Annotated in this window: 22 protein-coding genes; 9 read left to right on the top strand and 13 right to left on the bottom strand. The window is 51.3% G+C overall.

Translation table 11 applies throughout. The features are described 5' to 3' along the window. Nucleotides 1-438: 438 nt before the first annotated feature. The 4 genes from HER31_RS13975 to HER31_RS13960 are packed head-to-tail and all read left to right on the top strand — an operon-like array spanning nucleotide 439 to nucleotide 4,929. A complete protein-coding gene (locus HER31_RS13975; RefSeq protein WP_168661344.1) occupies nucleotides 439-1,773 on the top strand; it encodes a TolC family protein in 1,335 nt (444 codons plus the stop codon). Further along, nucleotides 1,770-2,747, top strand: coding sequence for an HlyD family secretion protein (locus tag HER31_RS13970; protein ID WP_420811002.1), 978 nt, complete (start codon nucleotides 1,770-1,772; stop codon nucleotides 2,745-2,747). Before HER31_RS13975 ends, HER31_RS13970 begins: the two co-directional genes overlap by 4 nt. Next, the gene (locus HER31_RS13965) at nucleotides 2,747-3,790 is read left to right on the top strand and encodes an ABC transporter permease (protein WP_168661342.1); all 1,044 of its coding nucleotides are present in this window, start codon (nucleotides 2,747-2,749) and stop codon (nucleotides 3,788-3,790) included. The genes HER31_RS13970 and HER31_RS13965 overlap by 1 nt, the downstream gene beginning before the upstream one ends. Continuing rightward, on the top strand, nucleotides 3,772-4,929 hold the full coding sequence (locus HER31_RS13960) for an ABC transporter permease (protein WP_168661340.1): 1,158 nt from the start codon (nucleotides 3,772-3,774) through the stop codon (nucleotides 4,927-4,929). Before HER31_RS13965 ends, HER31_RS13960 begins: the two co-directional genes overlap by 19 nt. Here HER31_RS13960 and yjgA read toward each other — a convergent pair. Beyond that, complete coding sequence (gene yjgA, locus HER31_RS13955; RefSeq protein WP_168661338.1) at nucleotides 4,898-5,410, bottom strand: ribosome biogenesis factor YjgA; 513 nt, start codon at nucleotides 5,408-5,410, stop codon at nucleotides 4,898-4,900. The genes HER31_RS13960 and yjgA overlap by 32 nt on opposite strands. 176 nt (nucleotides 5,411-5,586) lie before the next feature. Between yjgA and pmbA the strand changes: the two genes are divergently transcribed. Both pmbA and HER31_RS13945 read left to right on the top strand, forming a co-directional pair. Continuing rightward, nucleotides 5,587-6,927 carry a metalloprotease PmbA gene (pmbA, locus tag HER31_RS13950; RefSeq protein ID WP_420811019.1) on the top strand — a complete coding sequence of 447 codons (1,341 nt, stop codon included), beginning with the start codon at nucleotides 5,587-5,589 and terminating at the stop codon, nucleotides 6,925-6,927. Beyond that, nucleotides 6,927-7,424 (top strand): hypothetical protein, encoded by a 498-nt coding sequence (locus HER31_RS13945; protein WP_168661334.1) that lies wholly within the window; start codon nucleotides 6,927-6,929, stop codon nucleotides 7,422-7,424. The genes pmbA and HER31_RS13945 overlap by 1 nt, the downstream gene beginning before the upstream one ends. A 20-nt stretch (nucleotides 7,425-7,444) precedes the next feature. On the opposite strand, the gene HER31_RS13940 is transcribed toward HER31_RS13945, so the two are convergent. Beyond that, on the bottom strand, nucleotides 7,445-8,446 hold the full coding sequence (locus tag HER31_RS13940) for an adenosine deaminase (RefSeq protein WP_168661332.1): 1,002 nt from the start codon (nucleotides 8,444-8,446) through the stop codon (nucleotides 7,445-7,447). 229 nt (nucleotides 8,447-8,675) lie between these two features. Here HER31_RS13940 and HER31_RS13935 point away from each other — a divergent pair, with 229 nt between their 5' ends. Continuing rightward, nucleotides 8,676-9,158 carry a DM13 domain-containing protein gene (locus tag HER31_RS13935; RefSeq protein WP_168661330.1) on the top strand — a complete coding sequence of 161 codons (483 nt, stop codon included), beginning with the start codon at nucleotides 8,676-8,678 and terminating at the stop codon, nucleotides 9,156-9,158. Here the strand turns inward: HER31_RS13935 and HER31_RS13930 are convergent. From HER31_RS13930 to HER31_RS13880, 11 genes are read right to left on the bottom strand one after another with little or no spacing between them, the layout of a single operon-like run. Next, the gene (locus HER31_RS13930; RefSeq protein ID WP_168661328.1) at nucleotides 9,133-9,417 is read right to left on the bottom strand and encodes an HPr family phosphocarrier protein; all 285 of its coding nucleotides are present in this window, start codon (nucleotides 9,415-9,417) and stop codon (nucleotides 9,133-9,135) included. The genes HER31_RS13935 and HER31_RS13930 overlap by 26 nt on opposite strands. Continuing rightward, nucleotides 9,407-10,255, bottom strand: coding sequence for an RNase adapter RapZ (gene rapZ / locus HER31_RS13925; RefSeq protein ID WP_168661326.1), 849 nt, complete (start codon nucleotides 10,253-10,255; stop codon nucleotides 9,407-9,409). The genes HER31_RS13930 and rapZ overlap by 11 nt, the downstream gene beginning before the upstream one ends. Next, nucleotides 10,252-10,698 carry a PTS IIA-like nitrogen regulatory protein PtsN gene (gene ptsN, locus HER31_RS13920; RefSeq protein ID WP_168661324.1) on the bottom strand — a complete coding sequence of 149 codons (447 nt, stop codon included), beginning with the start codon at nucleotides 10,696-10,698 and terminating at the stop codon, nucleotides 10,252-10,254. Before ptsN ends, rapZ begins: the two co-directional genes overlap by 4 nt. Next, a complete protein-coding gene (gene hpf / locus HER31_RS13915) occupies nucleotides 10,698-10,985 on the bottom strand; it encodes a ribosome hibernation promoting factor (RefSeq protein WP_168661322.1) in 288 nt (95 codons plus the stop codon). Before hpf ends, ptsN begins: the two co-directional genes overlap by 1 nt. A gap of 22 nt (nucleotides 10,986-11,007) precedes the next feature. After that, nucleotides 11,008-12,468, bottom strand: coding sequence for an RNA polymerase factor sigma-54 (locus HER31_RS13910; protein ID WP_168661320.1), 1,461 nt, complete (start codon nucleotides 12,466-12,468; stop codon nucleotides 11,008-11,010). A gap of 40 nt (nucleotides 12,469-12,508) precedes the next feature. Further along, a complete protein-coding gene (gene lptB / locus HER31_RS13905) occupies nucleotides 12,509-13,240 on the bottom strand; it encodes an LPS export ABC transporter ATP-binding protein (RefSeq protein WP_168661318.1) in 732 nt (243 codons plus the stop codon). Beyond that, entirely contained in the window at nucleotides 13,237-13,803 is a 567-nt protein-coding gene (lptA, locus tag HER31_RS13900; protein WP_168661315.1) for a lipopolysaccharide transport periplasmic protein LptA, read from the bottom strand. Before lptA ends, lptB begins: the two co-directional genes overlap by 4 nt. Further along, nucleotides 13,790-14,341 (bottom strand): LPS export ABC transporter periplasmic protein LptC, encoded by a 552-nt coding sequence (gene lptC / locus HER31_RS13895; protein ID WP_168661313.1) that lies wholly within the window; start codon nucleotides 14,339-14,341, stop codon nucleotides 13,790-13,792. Before lptC ends, lptA begins: the two co-directional genes overlap by 14 nt. Next, the gene (kdsC, locus tag HER31_RS13890) at nucleotides 14,338-14,892 is read right to left on the bottom strand and encodes a 3-deoxy-manno-octulosonate-8-phosphatase KdsC (protein WP_168661310.1); all 555 of its coding nucleotides are present in this window, start codon (nucleotides 14,890-14,892) and stop codon (nucleotides 14,338-14,340) included. Before kdsC ends, lptC begins: the two co-directional genes overlap by 4 nt. Next, nucleotides 14,892-15,866, bottom strand: a complete 975-nt coding sequence (locus HER31_RS13885; protein WP_202983562.1) for a KpsF/GutQ family sugar-phosphate isomerase — start codon at nucleotides 15,864-15,866, stop codon at nucleotides 14,892-14,894. The genes kdsC and HER31_RS13885 overlap by 1 nt, the downstream gene beginning before the upstream one ends. Before the next feature lie 17 nt (nucleotides 15,867-15,883). After that, a complete protein-coding gene (locus HER31_RS13880) occupies nucleotides 15,884-16,843 on the bottom strand; it encodes a calcium/sodium antiporter (protein ID WP_168661308.1) in 960 nt (319 codons plus the stop codon). Between the two features lie 151 nt (nucleotides 16,844-16,994). On the opposite strand from HER31_RS13880, the gene HER31_RS13875 reads away from it, so the two are divergent. Further along, nucleotides 16,995-17,810 (top strand): ATP-binding cassette domain-containing protein, encoded by an 816-nt coding sequence (locus HER31_RS13875; protein WP_168661306.1) that lies wholly within the window; start codon nucleotides 16,995-16,997, stop codon nucleotides 17,808-17,810. Then, nucleotides 17,810-18,586 carry a lipid asymmetry maintenance ABC transporter permease subunit MlaE gene (gene mlaE / locus HER31_RS13870; protein WP_168661304.1) on the top strand — a complete coding sequence of 259 codons (777 nt, stop codon included), beginning with the start codon at nucleotides 17,810-17,812 and terminating at the stop codon, nucleotides 18,584-18,586. Before HER31_RS13875 ends, mlaE begins: the two co-directional genes overlap by 1 nt.

Genomic DNA, 18,586 nt, shown 5'->3' with positions numbered 1-18,586 from the left:
AGCGAGCTCTGAGCTCGCTTTTTTAGGCTCTGTCGTAGTTAGCTGTTGAAGTTTATCTTAAGCCTTCGGCTTCACCGAACCCGGTGCTTTTTGGGGAGAATGTCGCGGTGGCGACGGCACATTCTTGTATGCATTAGCGGGGAGCTTCGCCCCCGTTGGAAACCCCCTTGCCTTAGGCCGCAGTCCAAAGCGCTTCGCTGGACTGCGCCAATGCGGCAGAAGGTCAACGGCGGTAGTGCTAAACCCCTTGTATCGACGCTGGCCTAGCCGGTGCTTTAACTGTATTAGAAAGAACAACACTTAATTGGTACACAGCCCTTTTTATCGCTTTTGTTTAGGCGTTGCTGATCCGATGAGTAGCGTAGGCGAGCAACAGTCATGGTTGTGATGCAGACATACTGTTAGAATTTATTGAGTTTTTACTCTAAAGAGATTGCTATGGATTGGCGAAGGCTGGCTGTGCTGGCATGTTTTCCCGCGATGCTAATGGCTAAACCGCTGAGCTTAGATGAAGCGTGGCAGCAGTTAGATAACGACAGTGCGTTGTTGGCTGCAGAGCGACAAGCAAGTAAGCGTGCTGAAGGTGCTCGTGATGCTGCGGCGGATCTTGGTCTGCCTAGTTTGGATTTGAGCGGCAGCTACGTCCAGCTGGAAAAACCGTTGCGACTTGAAATTGATGAGCAGTTGGCAACCCCGATTGGTGCACTTCCTATCGATATCGCCCTCGATTTAACCGAGCGGCAGATCTATCGCACCTCGTTGACAGGTGCTTTTCCTATCTATGCTGGCGGTCGTATTGAAGCGGCGCAAAAGATCAAACAGGCTGAGCTAGAAGCCAGTATGCAACAGGTTGAAATCCGCCGCCGAGAACGCTTTAACCTGCTGGTTCAGCGTTATTACGGGGTGGTATTAACCAAGCAAAACCTTGATTTACGCCAGCAACAGGTTGACGCTAGAAAAACCCATTTTGACCACGCGACCTTGCTAGAACAGCAAGGGCAGATAGCTGCGGTTGAGCGACTCAACGCTCAGGTAGCGCTCGACAATGCCAAGGTCGAAGCCAAGTCTGCGCAACACCAAGTAAAGCTGGCCCAGTACGCGCTCAACAGCCTGCTGCAACAAGCAGTTGAACCCACGCCATACCAACGAGCATTGGTGGTACCGCCGTTGGCACCGTTAGAGCAGCGAGTTGGGAATGAACACCCGGCGCTGCTGTTGTTTGATGCTAAGCAACGCCAAGCTAAAGGGGCGATCGCCGCGGAAAAGGGGCGTTACAAACCTTCGTTGGGGCTGTTTGGTAGCTACACCTTGGCTGAAGACAACAGTATCTTGTCGCACCTTGAGCCCGAATGGTTTGTCGGGATTCGTTTCTCTATGCCTATTTTTGCTAACGATGGTCGCAGTGGCCGTCTCCGAGCGGCCCGCAGCGCTGAACTTGAAGCCCGTTATCGCCGTCAGCAAACCAAACAAGATCTGTTGTTGCTGCTGCAATCGCAGCACCAAGCGGTAGAGCAAGCCGCTTATGAATATCAGGCGTATGCCAGCACGGTTGAACTGGCTACTGAAAACCGTCGCTTACGTCAGTTGGCCTTCCAGCAGGGGCTAGCCACCTCATTGCAGTTGGTAGATGCCGATCAAAGCTTAACCGCGGCTCAGCTCGCGCGGGCGCAGGCGCAATACCACTATTTGGTGGCCTTGGCTCAAGTGGTCAGTCTTGGTGGCAACTTTGAGCCACTGTTAATCGGTACGAATTGGGAGAGCAGCAACGGATGAACGTGCGTAATTTGGTAATGGGCGGGGTTGCGCTGGTCATTCTGGCAGGGCTGAGTTTGTTTGCACTAAAACAGGCTTATCAGCCACGCCCTGTGATTATACAAGGACAGATTGAGGCGCGGCAGTATCAGATCTCCTCAAAAGCTGCGGGTCGAATTGACAGCCTATCTGTCCGTCGCGGTGACGTTGTGCAAGCGGGTGAAGAGCTGTTTCGGCTCGACAGCCCGGAATTAGAGGCTCGATTTCAACAAGCCCAGGCAGGGGTAAATGCTGCTGCGGCAATGCAGCAACAAGCCGATACCGGCGCACGTAAACAGCAAATCCAAGCAGCGCAAGACGATTGGCAACGAGCCCAAGCAGCAGAAAAGCTTGCAGCAGCGACCTTCGAGCGGATTAAGGTGTTGTATCAAGAAGGTGTTATGGCGCAACAGAAACGCGATGAAGCCTATGCCCAATGGCAAGCGTCATTGCATCAATCCAGCGCTGCTAAGGCCCTGTTTGATATGGCGTCGGAAGGTGCACGAGTTGAAGAGCGCCAAGCAGCCAAAGGCCAAACCGATGCCGCAATAGCCCAGCTTGATGAAGTTAAAGCGGTGCTGGCAGATATGCAGATCTTAGCGCCTCGACATGCTGAAGTAAGCGCAGTGATGTTGCATCAAGGCGAGTTGGTTCCGCGGGGATTCCCAGTTCTGACATTAACCGACATGGACGACGCTTGGGCGCTGTTTCAGGTGCGTGAAGACAAACTTAACCAATTTGCTGATGGTGCAGTGGTGGAGGTCTATCTGCCTGCGTTACAACAGCGCTTCCCGTTTACTGTTGCGTATAAAGCGGTGCAGGGCGACTTTGCTACTTGGCGAGCGACCGAAAGTGGCCGTGACTTTGACCTACGAACCTTTGAAGTCGAACTGCGCCCGAATGTTGCTATTGATGGCCTCCGCGCTGGCATGACAGCGATTATTGAGCCAATTTGATGTTGCAGTGGTTGCGCGGTGATCCGTGGCAGGCGTTTGTATTGTTGCTTGCTCCAGCGTTACTGGTAGGGATGCTTTACAGCATCTTTGCCCCACGCAGTCCTACCGATTTAGCGGTCGCCATTGTTGATCTTGATAACAGCAGTTTGAGCCGCCGGCTGGGGCGTGCGCTGCAGGCGACGCCTGCGGCGACGTTGCGAAGCTACCCTACGCTAGCGGCCGCAGCAGACTCACTGCGCTCTGGTGATAGTTACGCGATGGTGGTGATCCCGACGGAGTTCTCGGCGGATCTGCAACATAACCTCAGCCCCAGTATCGAGCTGCGTTACAACGGCACTTACCTGTTGATGGCAAGGCGTTTATTAAGCCCGCTGCAGCAAGCGATTGGCTCCATCTTGACCGATGCAGCAGGGATGTCGCTAGCAGCTAAAGGCGTGCCGCTGGTGGCCGTGGCTGCTCAATTGGCGCCGGTTAAAGTACAGGTATCGGCACTCAATAATATTGGTTTGGATTACGCCCAGTTCCTAATGCCGCCACTGGCACTGGCTATCTGGCAACTGTGTGCGATGTTGTCGATGATAAACCTACTACAGCGACCTCCTCCCGGGGTAAGCAAGCGCCGTGCGTTGCTGCCTTTAGTATGTTGGCAGTGGGCTTGGGCTGGATTGGGTTTACTCTTACTGCGTCCGTTGTTAGCCATCCCCGTCGAGGCGTCGTTATGGCCACTGTGGTTGGCCTCAGCACCAATGCTGTTGCCACTTCTAGCATTGGCCTTGCTGTTAAACACCAGCGGCCGAGAGGGAACTCAGCAAGCCAGTAGTGCCGCCGCGCTGCTTAGCCCTGCCTTTGCCTTTATGGGAGTGACTATGCCTGTTGGGGATATGCCTGCGGCAGCACAGTGGTGGGGCCAACTGATTCCCTCTACTCATTTCCTACCGCTGCTACAAAGCTATCGCGCTGGCGCCAGTGCTGATTGGTTGCAGCTGTGGCCTCTATTTATTGTTGTTCCTATTGTGGTGGTGCTATGGCGCAAACTAACCTAAGGCGTTGGCTACAGCTGTGGCAGCAATTAGGGCAGCAAATCCTGTCCGATAAAGCGGTGCGACTAACCTTCGTTGCCGGGTTGTTGCTGTATGCAGTCTTGTACCCCTTGCCTTATCTCAATCAGGTGGCCGTATCGCAATCGGTGGTGTTGGTGGACTTAGACAACAGCGGTGCCAGTCGGCAGTTGATCCGTGCAGTGCAAGCCAGCCCCGGACTTACCATTAGCGGTCAGCTCGCTTCAGAAGCAGAGGCGCTGACGGCAGTACATCAAGGACAGGCTGCGGGTTTGGTTCTGATCCCGCAGGGCTTTGGCAAACAGCTTCGTCTTGGTACGCAAGCAACTGTTGCCGTTGCAGCCGATGCGCATTACTTCTTAGCGTACGGGGTAATTGCTGAAAGCGTAATTAAAGCCAGCCAAGTCCTTAGTGGTGAGGTGCGATTGGCACGGCAACTTATGGTTGGGCAAGCAGTAGCTAGTGGCGGTGTCCGACTTAATGCAGCGCCATCAAGTAACCTTAAGATGGGTTACCTTGATTACATGTTGCCGGGGTTATTCGTGCTGATCTTGCATCAGTTGTTATTGCTGTGCGGCGGCTTAACCACGGTGCGGCTGCTGCAGATAGATGGCTTGTGGTTGCACACTGGTTCTGGGCAGTTGTGGAGTGTTTTAGCTGCTATTGCGCTGCCACCATTTGTGTTAGCTGGGGTGTGGTATTTAGGGCCGCTGTTACTGCACTATGACGTCGCTCTATTGGGAACTTGGCTTAATCTGATGGGATTGATGATCCCATTTTGGTTAGCCACTTTTAGCTTATCCATTGTGCTGGGGTGTGTCTTTCAACGTCGAGACAGTTTGGCGCAGTTAATCTTATTTAGCGCCATGCCGCTGCTGTTTAGTGCGGGGTACGTATGGCCTACCAGTAACTTGGCGTGGCCGTGGCTAACGCTATGGGGGTTGATCCCATCGCAACCGATGATGCAGGGGATGATCTTGTTAAATCAGTTGGGGGCGCCAGCTCAGGCGTTGCAATGGCACCACTTGACCCTATGGGGCCAAGCGGTGGGCTGGAGCTTACTGGCAATGCAATTGCTGCGTAAGCGTCGACTTAGTCGAGCAGCAGTTCTCGCAGCAGTTTAAACAGTTCTCGGCTCGCTTTGGGTGGCTTGTTCTGTGATTGCTCTTTGGCTGCTTGGCGGATCAATTGACGTAAACGCTGCAGCTCCGCATTCAGATTTGGATGCTCAGCCAATGCCTGTTGCAAGGCGTCATTACCGCCACCAATTAGGTTGTCTCGTAACTGCTCGAGTTGGTGGAAACGCTGGTTAGCAAGCGCGCTTTCATTGCGGAAAATGTTCATTGCCGCTTCGATTGGCTCGATATCACGGCTGCGCATCAGTTTACCGATGTATTGACGCTGACGACGATAAGCCTCGTTCTTATTGCGGATCTTGTGCGCCAGTTCCAGCGCAGCGATGAGATCCTCGTCTAAAGGCACTTTCGCCAACTGACCAGGGTTAAGAGCCAGTAACTCCTCACCAATTTTCTGGATCTGCTCCGCATCCCGCTTCAGCTGAGATTTACTGATCCAATCATCTTCAAAGTCTTGATTATTGACCATCTTGGGCGGCTCCGAGGCTAAAAGCGGGGAGTGTAGCAAAAACCGGCGGTGATTGTGACTGTGATGGTAGGACAATCGGCATTTGTGCGCTATTGGTCGACTGAAATTGCTATAGGGTGGGCGAGGGCAGGGCTCTTTGCTATGCTGTGCCTTTGATATTTATTCAGAGCAACCCACTGATGAGTGAGCGTTTAGCGCTGCAGCGCGCAGAGTTGGAGCAGGCCGTAGAGCGTGCATTAGAGGTAGCCACTGGGCTGGGTTTAGATGGCGCCGAAGTCGCCTTGCAAAAACAGCAGGGGTTATCGGTTTCAACGCGCCTAGGCGAAGTTGAAACGGTGGAGTTCAATAAAGACGGTGCCCTAGGGATCTCGGTCTTTCGCGATGGTTGTAAAGGCAACGCCTCTACCTCTGATCTGTCTGATGACGCAATTCGTGCTGCGGTTAAGGCGGCGGCAACCATCGCCAGTCAAACCAGCGCTGATCAATACAACGGTTTGGCAGAAGCTAATCAGATGGCGACTGAGTTGACCGATCTCGAATTGTACCACCCGTACGATCTCGACCCGCAGCAAGCGGTGGCCTTGGCTGCGCGTGCTGAGCAAGCGGCGATGGCAGCAGACTCACGCATTGTTAACTCCGACGGAGCCAGCATCAATAGCCATGAAAGCGTTAAGGTCTACGGCAACAGTCACGGCTTTATCGGCAGCAGCTGTAGCTCTCGTCATAGCCTCTCGTGCGTTGCGATTGGTCAAGACGAACACGGCATGGAGCGTGACTACGATTACACCGTTGCTCGTGATTTCAACAACCTGCTTAGCCCAGAGCAAGTCGGCAAGCAGGCCGGAATCGACACAGCTTCACGCTTAGGCGCACAGAAAATCGATACCTGCCAGGTACCGGTGTTGTTCAGTGCAGCACAATCGGTTGGTCTGATTGGCCACCTAATTGGTGCCATTAGTGGCGCTAGCCTATATCGCAATGCTAGCTTTTTGAAAGACAGCCTTGGTGAGCAGTTGTTTCCTGACTGGTTCTCTATCAATGAAGATCCGCACCGCAAGGGGGCATTAGCCTCAGCCATGTTTGACGGTGAGGGGGTTGCTACTCGGCAGCGCAGTATCGTTACTGCTGGTGTACTCGATACCTACCTGCTTACGGCATACTCCGCTCGCCGCTTAGGAATCAATAATACCGGACATGCTGGCGGGATCTACAACTGGGATCTGAACCGTAATGGTGGCGATCTCAAAGCGATGCTGAAACAACTTGGTACTGGCTTATACGTTACCGAAATGATGGGCCAAGGCGTTAATGGCGTCACTGGTGATTACTCTCGTGGTGCGGCTGGTTTTTGGGTTGAGAATGGTGAGATTAAGTACCCAGTACATGAGATCACCATTGCCGGTAACTTGAAGCATATGTATCGCAATATGGTTGCGATGGGCAGTGATGTCGATTCGCGTCATTCTCTTGCGGCCGGACCTATACTATTAGAGTCGATGATGGTGGCGGGTAACTGATGCGTAAATGGGTGATGGTTAGTAGCGCACTGTTGATTAGCGGTTGTGAGCTGACCTCACCCAAGCCGAGCGCGACTCTGGCCCACTTTCAGGTGGAACAACATTCGTTTCATTTGGTGGTGGGGCAGCAGCAACAGTTCGGTGCTGATACGATCAAACTTAAGCATCAATATCAAAGCGATCTGGATGGTGATGGGCAAGCGGAGCGTATTGGTGTAATCACGCTCAATGGCGGCGGCAGTGGTACCTTTTACTACCTTGCCTTAAGTCGTTGGCATCAAGGGAGTTGGTTTCCTGCTGGCAATATGCTTCTCGGCGACCGTATTAAGTTAGATGGCGTTAAGTTGCCGCAATATGGCGATGTTGATGCCGGTAGCTTTTATCTTTCCTATTGGGTGCATGGCCCCGAGCAGGCTATGGCCGAAGCGCCGAAGTTCTACCTATCAAAGCAGTTCACCATGCGCGACGGCGAACTGCTTTACCTAGAAGCAAACTGAGTGTTTTTAGTTTGCGGGCATTAGCGCTGCGGTAACTGTTCCAGCAGTTCAGCTTTACGCTCTGGACTTGCGAAACTTGCTTCAATAGCATTGCGGCTTAACTGCAACCATTGGGCTGTGGATAGCCCTAAAGCGGCTTCAACCTGGCGATAGTTCTCCATCATATAACCACCAAAGTAGGCTGGGTCATCGGAGTTGATGGTGACTTTAAGGCCACGCTCTAGCAGTTGCTTGAGGTTGTGCTCGCTCATCTGTTCAAACACCTTCAAACGAACATTAGATGTTGGGCATACCGTCAATGGAATCTGCTCATTTACCAATAGTGCCACCAACTCTTCATCATCAACGCAGCGCACGCCATGATCGATTCGTTCGACACTCAGCTGTTGCAATGCTTCCCAGATATATTCTGCTGGGCCCTCTTCACCAGCGTGCGCGACCAGTCGATAGCCTTGCTGTTTGGCAGCGGCAAAGGCGCGTGCAAACTTTTGTGGTGGGTGGCCAACCTCAGAACTATCGAGGCCAATGCCGATGATGTGCTGTTTGAACGGCTCCGCTTGAGCCAGTGTGGCTAGGGCTTGCTCTTCGCTTAAGTGGCGGAGAAAACACAAAATGATGCCGTAGCTGATCTGCCACTGCTGTTGGGCATCATGTAACGCTCGTTTGATGCCATTAATAACAGTGGCAAAGGCGATGCCACGATCGGTGTGGGTTTGCGGATCAAAAAATATTTCTACGTGCTGGACGTTGTCTTGCTGGCAACGTTCTAGGTAGGCCCAGGTAAGATCGTAGAAGTCTTGCTCGGTTAAAAGTACCGAAGCGCCTTGGTAGTAGAGATCGAGAAACGACTGTAAGTCATTGAACTGGTAAGCGGCTCTAAGTTGATCTACAGAGTCAAAAGGTAGGGCAACGTTATTGCGCTGCGCCAATTCAAACATCAGCTCTGGTTCGAGTGTGCCTTCAATATGAAGGTGTAGTTCGACCTTGGGCAGGGATTGTAAAAAAGCGTGGTCAATCGTCATAAGGTCCTCACTCTGGCTGTGGTCGCATCAAATACCCATGGCATCGATACATTCAACAAATAATCTGGTTGTTGGGTGCGGTTCCTGCTCACCCTATGCTCAACCACTCGAGCGCATATCCTTTGCCTATTTGGTCAATTTTATTGCTACTGGATGGATAAATTTGAGAAACAGTATAACGTGATAAAGTCTAGTTCAATTAATGGTTTGCATTGCTAATGGAGAGGCTATGAAGGCGTTACGAACAATACTGACCCATGGGGTTGCTATGCTGGTTGGGATCGCGCTTGGAATCTATCTGTTACCACTGTTAACGGAGACGCCAGCGCCGTCGTCAGCAACAATGGCGTTGGTCCAAGCTGAAGCGCAATATGTGGCTCAGTTTGAGCGCGAGCGAACCGACAGTGATTTACTGCACTGGGGCGAAGGACAATTGCTGTTGGGCGAGGGTAGCATCGGCTTTCGTGGTGAATTGGCGCCGGGGCCAGATTACCGTCTCTATCTTTCCCCACGATTTGTTGAGACCGAGCATGAATTTTTAGCGCTGCAGGGAGAAATGGTCGCAATAGGCAGCATAAGCAGCTTTGATGGCTTTGCTTTGCCCGTACCCAACGGAGTTGAAGTTGGCAGCTATCAGGCGGCGATCGTCTGGTGTGAGAGCTTTCAGCAGTTTATTACCTCTGGGGTTATTCGTCCTCGTCAAAGCGACTAGCAAATAGCTCACATATCGCATCGAGTGCAGCTAAGGCATCGGGCCCGTAGCTGCACACTGTGATCTCTTTGCCTTGGCAACCTTGCAACATCAAGATCCCAAGGATGCTATTGGCGTTGGCTTGTTGTTGCTCAAGTTGTAGCTCGATTTGTGCATCGAAGGTTGTCGCGAGTTGGGTTAAGCGGGTCGCCGCACGAGCATGTAGCCCTAGTCGGTTAATAACCACTACTTGTCGACAAACTCTCTGCTCAATCGACATCAAGCTCTCGGTGACGAACTGAGATCCCATCGCGATGGAGCTTAAAGCGTTGAGTCAGTTGTTCGACGACATAAACACTGCGGTGCTTACCACCGGTACAACCTATGGCGATGGTAAGGTAGGCGCGATTATTACGCTCTAGCATCGGCAACCAGTTCAGAATAAAACGTTCGGTTGAATCGATAAATCGAGTCACACTGCTGTGCTGTAAGAAAAAATCGGCAACCGGTTTGTCTTTGCCGGTAAACGGTCTTAGCTCTGGTTCCCAGTGCGGGTTGGCAAGAAAGCGTACATCAAACATAAAGTCCGCTTGTTGTGGCATACCATGTTTAAAGCCAAAGGATTCAAACACCACCATCATTTCGTTTGGAGCTTCGCCGAGCAGCAAGGTTCGGACTTCGTTGGCGAGGTCGTAGACGGAGAGGTTATCGGTGTTGATAAGATGATCGGCGTCTTGGGCTAATGGTTGCAGTAAGCTTCGCTCTTGGCCAATAGCCTCTGCTAGCGGCGCGCCGTCGTTGGACAATGGGTGGCGACGGCGAGTCTCGCTGTAACGGCGCATTAGCGTATCGTCAGAGGCATCAAGGAAGTAGATCTGCGCATCGATACCGGCGGGGATCCGTTCTCGCAGCTTGGTTATCGCCAGTTCCTGATCCGGTAGGTTACGGATATCTAAACTAACCGCGACTAATTCCCGCTGATTTTCGAGGCTTTGCAGCAGTTGCAGTAGCAATGGCATCGGCAGATTATCAACGCAGTAGTAACCAAGATCTTCTAATACGTGCAAGGCAACGGTTTTACCGGCTCCAGAGCGCCCCGAAAGAATAACTAGCTTCATGCAGTGATCACTTGATACAGATGTTGATTATCAGAGGCTTTGCGCATCGCTCGGCAAAGCTCTTTTTGGCTCAATTTCTCTGCCACCGTGGCGAGCATTGATAAAAACTCTTGATGTTGTTGCTCCGGTACGAACAACGCAAATAACAAATCAACAGGCTTCTGATCGACGGCATCAAATTCGATGGGAGAGTCGCTTTTGAGTAACACCGCCAGCGGCCTATCTAATCGGTTCAGCCGACCGTGCGGAAGCGCGATGCCCTTTCCGATGCCCGTACTGCCCATTTTTTCCCGAGCCATAAGGCTCTCGAACAACTCGTGTTGGGGGAGTTCAGGGCACTGAGAGGCAGCCAATTCACTGATCATCTCAAGTGCCCGTTTTTTGCTTAACTCAGAGTCGACACATAGGGTGCGCTCGAGTGTCAGTAGTTCATTGATTTCCATTAGTGCCGGGAAATTTTCTCTTTGTGTTTGATTACCTGTCGATCGAGTTTATCGACCAACCCGTCAATTGCTGCGTACATATTGTCGTGCTCGTGGGTAGCAAACACTTCACCGCCGTTTAAGTGCAGCTTAGCTTCGGCAATCTGTTGTAATTTCTGCACTTCCAGTATTACATGAACGTTGTTGATGTGGTCGAAATGCCGCTCCAAACGTTCAAATTTTTCGTTAATGTAGTTGCGTAGTGCGTCTGTTATATCAACATGATGACCGGTTAAGTTGATCTGCATAGCTTACCTCCGTAGGTGCGCGTTACAGCATTTTGCGCTGGTTTGATGGTGGAATCGTTAAGGCTTCGCGATATTTAGCCACGGTGCGTCGGGCTACTTGGATGCCTTGTTCCGCCAGAATTTGAGCCATTTTACTGTCGCTAAGAGGTTTCTTTGGATTCTCTGCCGCCACGAGCTTTTTGATGAGCGCGCGGATAGCAGTAGAAGAGGCTTCGCCGCCGCTGTCAGTGCTCACATGGCTGGAGAAGAAGTACTTCAGTTCAAAGATCCCTCTTGGGGTATGTAGATATTTTTGAGTAGTCACTCGAGATATCGTCGATTCGTGCATCTCGACCACCTCGGCCACATCATTGAGCACCATTGGCTTCATGGCTTCTTCGCCGAACTCGAGGAACCCTTGCTGGAATTGCACGATGCAGTTGGTAACCTTCATCAGTGTTTCGTTACGGCTTTCAAGGCTTTTGATAAACCACTTAGCCTCCTGCAGATGTCCGCGAACGAACTGACCGTCACCGCTACCGCGGGCGCCGTTACCGATGGCGGCGTACTGTTGATTGATGCGAATCTTGGGCATGGCGTTAGGATTGAGCTCAACCACCCAGCGTCCCTGTTTTTTACTTACTGAAACATCAGGAATCACGTATTCACTTGGTGTTGCTGCGATTTGCCCGCCTGGTCTTGGGTTCAGTGACTGAATCAGATCCATGGTGTCCTTAAGCTCAGTTTCACTGAGCTTAGTACGCCTTATCAGGGTGCGAAAGTCTCTATTGGCCAACAGATCCATATGTTCATCAAGGAGATTGATAGCCTGATCTCGCCAAGGGGTGTCAGCGTTGTGCTGCAACAGTTGTACCTTGAGGCATTCAGATAGGTCGATGCTGACACAGCCGACCGGATCAAATTGTTGAATGCGTTTGCGGACCGCCTCGACTTCATCTAATTCAATGTCGTCCCGGCCGACAGCAGTTAGTACATCAGCCACGGGAATAGTGAGATAGCCGTATTCATCGATGGCATCGATAAGGGTCGTGGCGATGGCCTGGTCGGTATCGCTCATTGGGGTGAGACCCATTTGCCAAAGTAGATGGCTTTGCAGATCGTCACTGGTTTCGCCCTGATAGCTGTCATCGTCATCGCGTGGACCACTGGCCGCAGCGGCAGGGGCTGCGCTGTAAACGTCGTCCCAGGTGCTATCAAGGGGTAAATTATCGCCTAAGTCAGTTTGGCTTAGGGCTTCGCTGGTATCTAACGCGGCTTGCTCGGTCACCGAAGCACTTGGGCTGTCCTGACTTTCCGGAGATGCTTCTTGGTCTTGGTTATTGAAGTCGTCGTCGCTCTGCTCCAACAGCGGGTTAGAGTCGAGGGCTTCTTGGATCTCTTGTTGCAGATCTAACGTCGACAGTTGCAGCAGTCGGATAGCCTGCTGCAACTGAGGTGTCATCGTTAGCTGTTGTCCAAGTTTTAGCTGTAGCGAGGTTTTCATTTAATGCCCTAATCCTTGTACTGCCCGATGGAAGGGGGCACTAGAGTCTGAATTGATCACCCAAGTAAACAGAGCGTACTAATTGGTCTTCCAATACCGCTTCTGGTGCCCCTTGAGCAATCATTTCACCATGACTGACAATGTAGGCGTATTCACATACGTCCAAGGTTTCTCGGACGTTGTGATCGGTGATCAACACCCCGAGACCGCGTTGTTTCAAGTGTTGGATGATCTTCTTAATGTCGATAACCGAGATCGGGTCGACACCGGCAAAGGGTTCATCCAATAAAATAAATTGTGGATCTGCTGCTAGCGCTCGGGCTATTTCTACACGGCGACGTTCGCCACCAGATAGAGCCATCCCTAAACTGTCACGTATGTGAGTAATATTAAACTCTTCGAGCAGCTGTTCCAGTTTTTCTATACGTTGCTCTTTACTGAGCTCTTTTCTGATCTGCAGTACCGCCATCAAGTTGTCATGAACAGTGAGCTTGCGGAAGATCGACGACTCTTGCGGTAAATAACCAATGCCTTTGCGAGCACGACTGTGCATTGGCAGATAAGTGATCTCTTCACCATTGATATGAATGCTACCTTGGTCGTTTTGGACCAAGCCAACCACCATATAAAAGGTGGTGGTTTTACCTGCGCCGTTTGGACCTAATAAGCCTACGATTTGTCCCTTTTCAACTTTAAGGCCGACATTCTTAACCACTTGGCGACCGTTGTAGCTCTTGGCTAACTGCTGCGCTTCAAGAACCACTGGCTTCATGGTTTAGGCTCGCTTTTAGGTTGTTCTTGTAGTTCTGGCGCTGGCAATACTATCGGTTGGTTTTCCGTTGGAGTTGTTGTTTTCGGTGCTGGCATAAAAATGGTGGTGATCTGGCTCTCGTCGGAGCCTTCCGCACTGAGTTTCTGTTGCTCGGCGTTGTAGCTAATACGTGAGCCTTTGACAACGCTGCCTTCTTGACTCATCTGGGCTTCGCCAATGAGGATCAATTCGCGGTTACTTACGCTATAGCGAATCTCTAATGCGTTGGCTTCCGCCTTCATGCCATTTTCTTGTACTTGTTCGTACGTAGCTGGATTGCCAGTGGCAACAAAGATCTGTTCGGACTTGTCTTCAGTGGCAATGAGAGTCAGCTTGTCAGCTTCGATTCGCAATGTACCTTGGGTAACTACTACGTTGTCGATGTAGCTTAGGGTGCGACTTTGGAGATCGCCTTCAGAACGGTCAGCGGTGACGCTAACCGCTTGCAAAAAGTCGGCTTGCAGTGCCTGTGTTTGCGGCGCCAGTAACGCCAGCGCAATTAGGAGTGGCTTACTGAGTTTCATAAGTAGCACTAACCTTTTGTTTCAAAATAATGTGATTTTGCTTGAGATCAGCCCAAAGGCCGAGACCAGTCATTTGGAATTGCTCGCCAAAGGCCTGCAGCTGTCGATCAGTTTCCATCTCCATCGTGGATAGGTCCAGGTTCAGCTGTTCAGTATGGATGGTTCTGATTGGCTTATACGGCTCAATAGCTTCAACAATAACGCTGTGTTCTAGCGTTAGGAAGCGATTGTCGCGCAGCTCACCCACCTTGGCTTTGACTTTCCATACGGTGTTGCCGTCTTCTGGGTAAACCAGATAAACGGGGTTTTCAAATTCAGTTAGCTGCTTTTGCTGATAGTGGAACATGGTGTCAGCAGCTATCTCGGCATTAAGGCGGCCATTGGCATCATAAGAGCGGGTTTTCATTTCTCGAGCTACGTAATCGGGCTCACTCTCAGAGAGTGAATCCACTACCGGAGGCTCAATCGAAATGTTGCGCAGATATAGGCCGCCAGCCATTGCGAGTAGCAGCAAGCCAGCAAGCAGCTCACGCTTCATACTGACATGCCCTTAGCATCCATCAGTTTACCTTGCGCTTGCAATAGAAGGTCGCACAGCTCACGGACGGCACCAAAGCCGCCGCCAATAGTAGTGCGATAATGTGCCTGAGGCAGCAATGCTGGATGAGCGTCGTGGACGGCAACCGCAAGAGCGACCTTCTCCATTACTGGCAGGTCAACTAGATCATCGCCAATGTATGCGCATTGATCGGCTTCAAGTCCGAGCTCAGAGCGAATCTGTTCAAACGCGGTGAGCTTATCTTCGCAGCCTTGGACGATGTGTTTCACCCCAAGGTTAGTCATCCGTTTTTCGACAATAGCAGAGCGCCTACCGGTGATCACTGCTACCGCAATACCGGCATTTTGAACCGCCTTGATGCCAAAACCGTCGCGGGTATGAAACGCTTTCAGTTCTTCACCGTCGTTACCGATGTAGATACGACCGTCGGAGAATACACCGTCAACGTCACACAGTAGCAGTTTAATATTGCTAGCACGCTCGATTACGTCGGCATTTACTGCGCCATACAACGTTAAGATTGCGTCCATTAGAGTACTCCTGCCTTTAGCATATCCATCATGTTGAGGGCGCCAGCAGGGCAACCGTCACCGTCGACGCTGATTAAGCCGTTAATATTGTTATCTTCCATCAATTTGAGTGCTTGTGCAGCCAATAAGTTGCAATCGATAGTAATTGGTTTTTGGGTCATCACCGTACCGATGGTGGTCTGGTGAATATCAACCCGGGCATCGAGAACTCGGCGCAGGTCGCCATCGGTAAATAGCCCAGTCAGAACACCACTATTATCAACTACAGCAGTCATTCCCAGCCCCTTGGCTGAGATCTCCAACAGTGCTTCACTTACGGTCACCTGTTCATTAACTATAGGTAGACGCTCACCACGGTGCATGATGTCAGCAACCTTTAATAACAGCCGCCGTCCGAGCGCGCCGCCAGGATGTGATAAGGCAAAGTCATTGGCGGTGAAATCCCGAGCCTGCAGCAGTGCTACCGCAAGGGCATCACCCATGACTAAGGTGGCGGTGGTGGAAGAGGTTGGTGCTAAACCCAGCGGGCAGGCCTCCTCGCCGACGGCAATACACAGGTGATGTTGTGCTAGCTCCGCCAAGGTTGAGTTGGGTTTGCCGGTCATCGCGATAATCGGCAAACCCATCCGTTTGATTACCGGCATCAATGTCAGGATCTCGTGGGCTTCACCAGAGTTGGAGATAGTAATAACGATGTCCTGCTTGCTCAACATGCCAAGATCGCCATGGCTAGCTTCACCAGGGTGTACGAAGAAAGCTGGTGTACCTGTGCTGGCAAGTGTCGCCGCGATCTTGTTACCGATGTGACCAGACTTGCCCATACCCATAACTATCACTTTGCCTTTACAGGCGATAATAGCGGCGCACGCGGCTTCAAACTGATCGTCGATGTAGTTACTGACATTGCGAACGGCATCCGCTTCTATCTCAACTACTTGACGACCCCAGCGGCGCCATTGCATTGGTACAGACATCTCTTAACTCCACAAGCTTATGCTAATTGGCTAAATAAACTGATTTGGTAGGCAATAAAACAAGCCAGTAATAACGCGCCTTCAATACGGCCAATGGTCTTGTTCTTTTTCAGTATTAGGATCGCAAGTGGCGCCAAGCTGGTCGCCAACATAATGAAGAAATCACGGCCAGCGGCAGCGGCATCAATGGCGCCGGGAGCGATAAAGGTCGGAATTGCTAATACTGCCAAGATATTGAATAGATTAGAGCCAACTACATTGCCAATAACGAGATCATCTTCACCTTTCGCCAATCCGGCTACGCAAGCGGCAAGCTCGGGTAAGCTGGTACCGACAGCAATAATAGTGAGACCAATAACCAGATCGGACATGCCAAACAGCTTGGCGATGCCAACTGCGTTATCGACCATTAGATCAGCTGAGATTGGCAATACAATCATACCGACAATCAACCACAGTGCCGCTTTGCCCATCGGCACATTATCGGGCACGTCATCACTGCTTTGCTGCGTGAGTTGGTCATCACGGTTGCGGAAGGCGTTGAAAATCAAAAAGCCCATTACGCCAATGAAGGCAGCGGCAAGAAGGATACCGTCGGTACGAGACAGGGTGAGATCGTGCATCAGATAGCCGGCCAGTACGGTTGCCATAATCATCATTGGCATCTCTTTCACTAAAGTGGAAGAGCCAACGATGAGTGGCTTCAATAGCGCGCACAAACCAAGGATCAGGGTGATGTTGGCAATGTTAGAGCCAATCACGTTACCGACTGCCGTATCGAGTTTTCCCTCCATTGCTGCGCTGGCGGCCACCATGGCTTCAGGAGCGGAGGAACCCATCGATACGATGGTTAAACCGATGATCATCGGAGCGATGCCTAAATTGCGAGCTACAGCAGCTGCGCCAAAGACAAAGCGATCTGCGCTCCAAACTAATAGGCCTAAGCCGAAGAAAAGTAATAATAAGTGTATGATCATAGTATTATAGGGACAGATAATTGGCGCGCATTGTCGCCCGATCCGAATCAAATTGAAAGTATTCGGCCACTGATAGCACTCGGTTACATTAGGTAACCAAATACCGTTATGTGGATAACAAGGAGATCGGTGGTACCACCACGATTAAGTTATGCTAAAAAATCAGACTCAGCCACCTGTCGGGCTGATTGAAGTGAAAGGGTTGCACTTTTCACGAGGGCAACGGGCGATCTTTACGGATCTCAACCTGACTATCCCCGCCGGAAAGATCACCGCCATTATGGGTCCCAGCGGTATCGGTAAAACGACCCTGTTAAAGTTAATTGGTGGGCAGCTAATGCCTAGCCAAGGCCAAGTGTTGTTTGATGGCGTGGATGTACACCAGCTGCCACGAAAAGAACTGTATCAACTGCGACGGCGGATGAGCATGCTGTTCCAATCTGGAGCACTGTTTACCGACATGTCGGTGTTCGACAACGTCGCCTTCCCTCTGCGAGAGCACACCAAACTATCTGAACCGATGATCCGTCGTGTGGTCCTAATGAAGTTGCAAGCGGTGGGGTTGCGCGGTGCAACGGAATTGATGCCGAGTGAACTCTCTGGCGGAATGCAACGTCGGGCGGCTTTGGCTCGAGCAATCGCGTTAGAACCCGATTTAGTCATGTACGATGAGCCCTTTGCCGGGCAGGACCCTATTTCTATGGGAGTAGTGGTTCAGCTCATTCGCCAGCTCGGGCAAGCACTTAATCTCACCTCCGTGGTTGTAAGCCATGATGTTGAAGATGTCCTAAGCATTGCTGATCAGGTTTATGTCATCGCTGCCGGTAAAGTGATTGGTTCCGGCACACCGGAGCAGATTAAAGCGCTTGACGATCCGCAGCTGCAACAGTTCTTAGAGGGAGCTCCAGATGGGCCGGTTCGCTTTCATTATCCCGCCGAACATTATCAGGAGGCGTTGCTGAAGTAATGGATGCAATTGCCAAACTAGGCCGTTATGGCATCGATTGGCTTGCTCGGTTAGGGCAGGCTGGTTTGATGTTGTTTGGGGCCATATTCACAATAACCTCAGTAAAACAGCTGTGGCCGTTAGTGATAAAGCAGCTCTACCATATTGGGGTGCTATCACTGCTAATTATTACCGTTTCTGGTTTGTTTATCGGCATGGTGCTTGGGTTACAGGGTTACACCATCTTGGTCGACTTTGGTACCGAGGACAGCCTTGGGCCGATGGTGGCATTGTCGCTGCTGCGTGAGCTTGGACCAGTGGTTACCGCCTTGCTATTTGCAGGGCGAGCCGGCTCTGCGGTTGCCGCTGAAATAGGCTTAATGAAAACCACCGAGCAGCTAGCGTCAATGGAGATGATGGCGGTCGATCCGCTTAAACGTGTGGTGGCGCCGCGCTTTTGGGCTGGGATGATCTCGATGCCACTGCTTACCTTTATCTTTTGTGCGGTAGGCATATGGGGTGGTCATCTGGTTGGCGTGGTGTGGAAGGGGATCGATGCCGGTGCGTTTTGGTCGATTCTTAATGCCAGTGTTGAATGGCAACAAGATATTGTTAATTGTGTAATTAAATCAGTTGTTTTTGCTCTAGTGGTAATGTGGATAGCGCTGTTTAAAGGTTACAGTGCTTTCCCTACTGCAGAGGGAGTAAGCAAGGCGACAACGGAAACCGTTGTTCACAGCTCGCTGGCGGTGCTGGCGTTAGATTTTTTGCTTACGGCATGGATGTTTGGGAGCTAG

This window comes from Ferrimonas lipolytica (genome assembly GCF_012295575.1).
GTDB classification, from domain to species: Bacteria; Pseudomonadota; Gammaproteobacteria; order Enterobacterales; family Shewanellaceae; genus Ferrimonas; species Ferrimonas lipolytica.
Note: the sequence above shows the minus strand (reverse complement) of the source record. Positions and strands in the feature narration are given on the sequence as shown.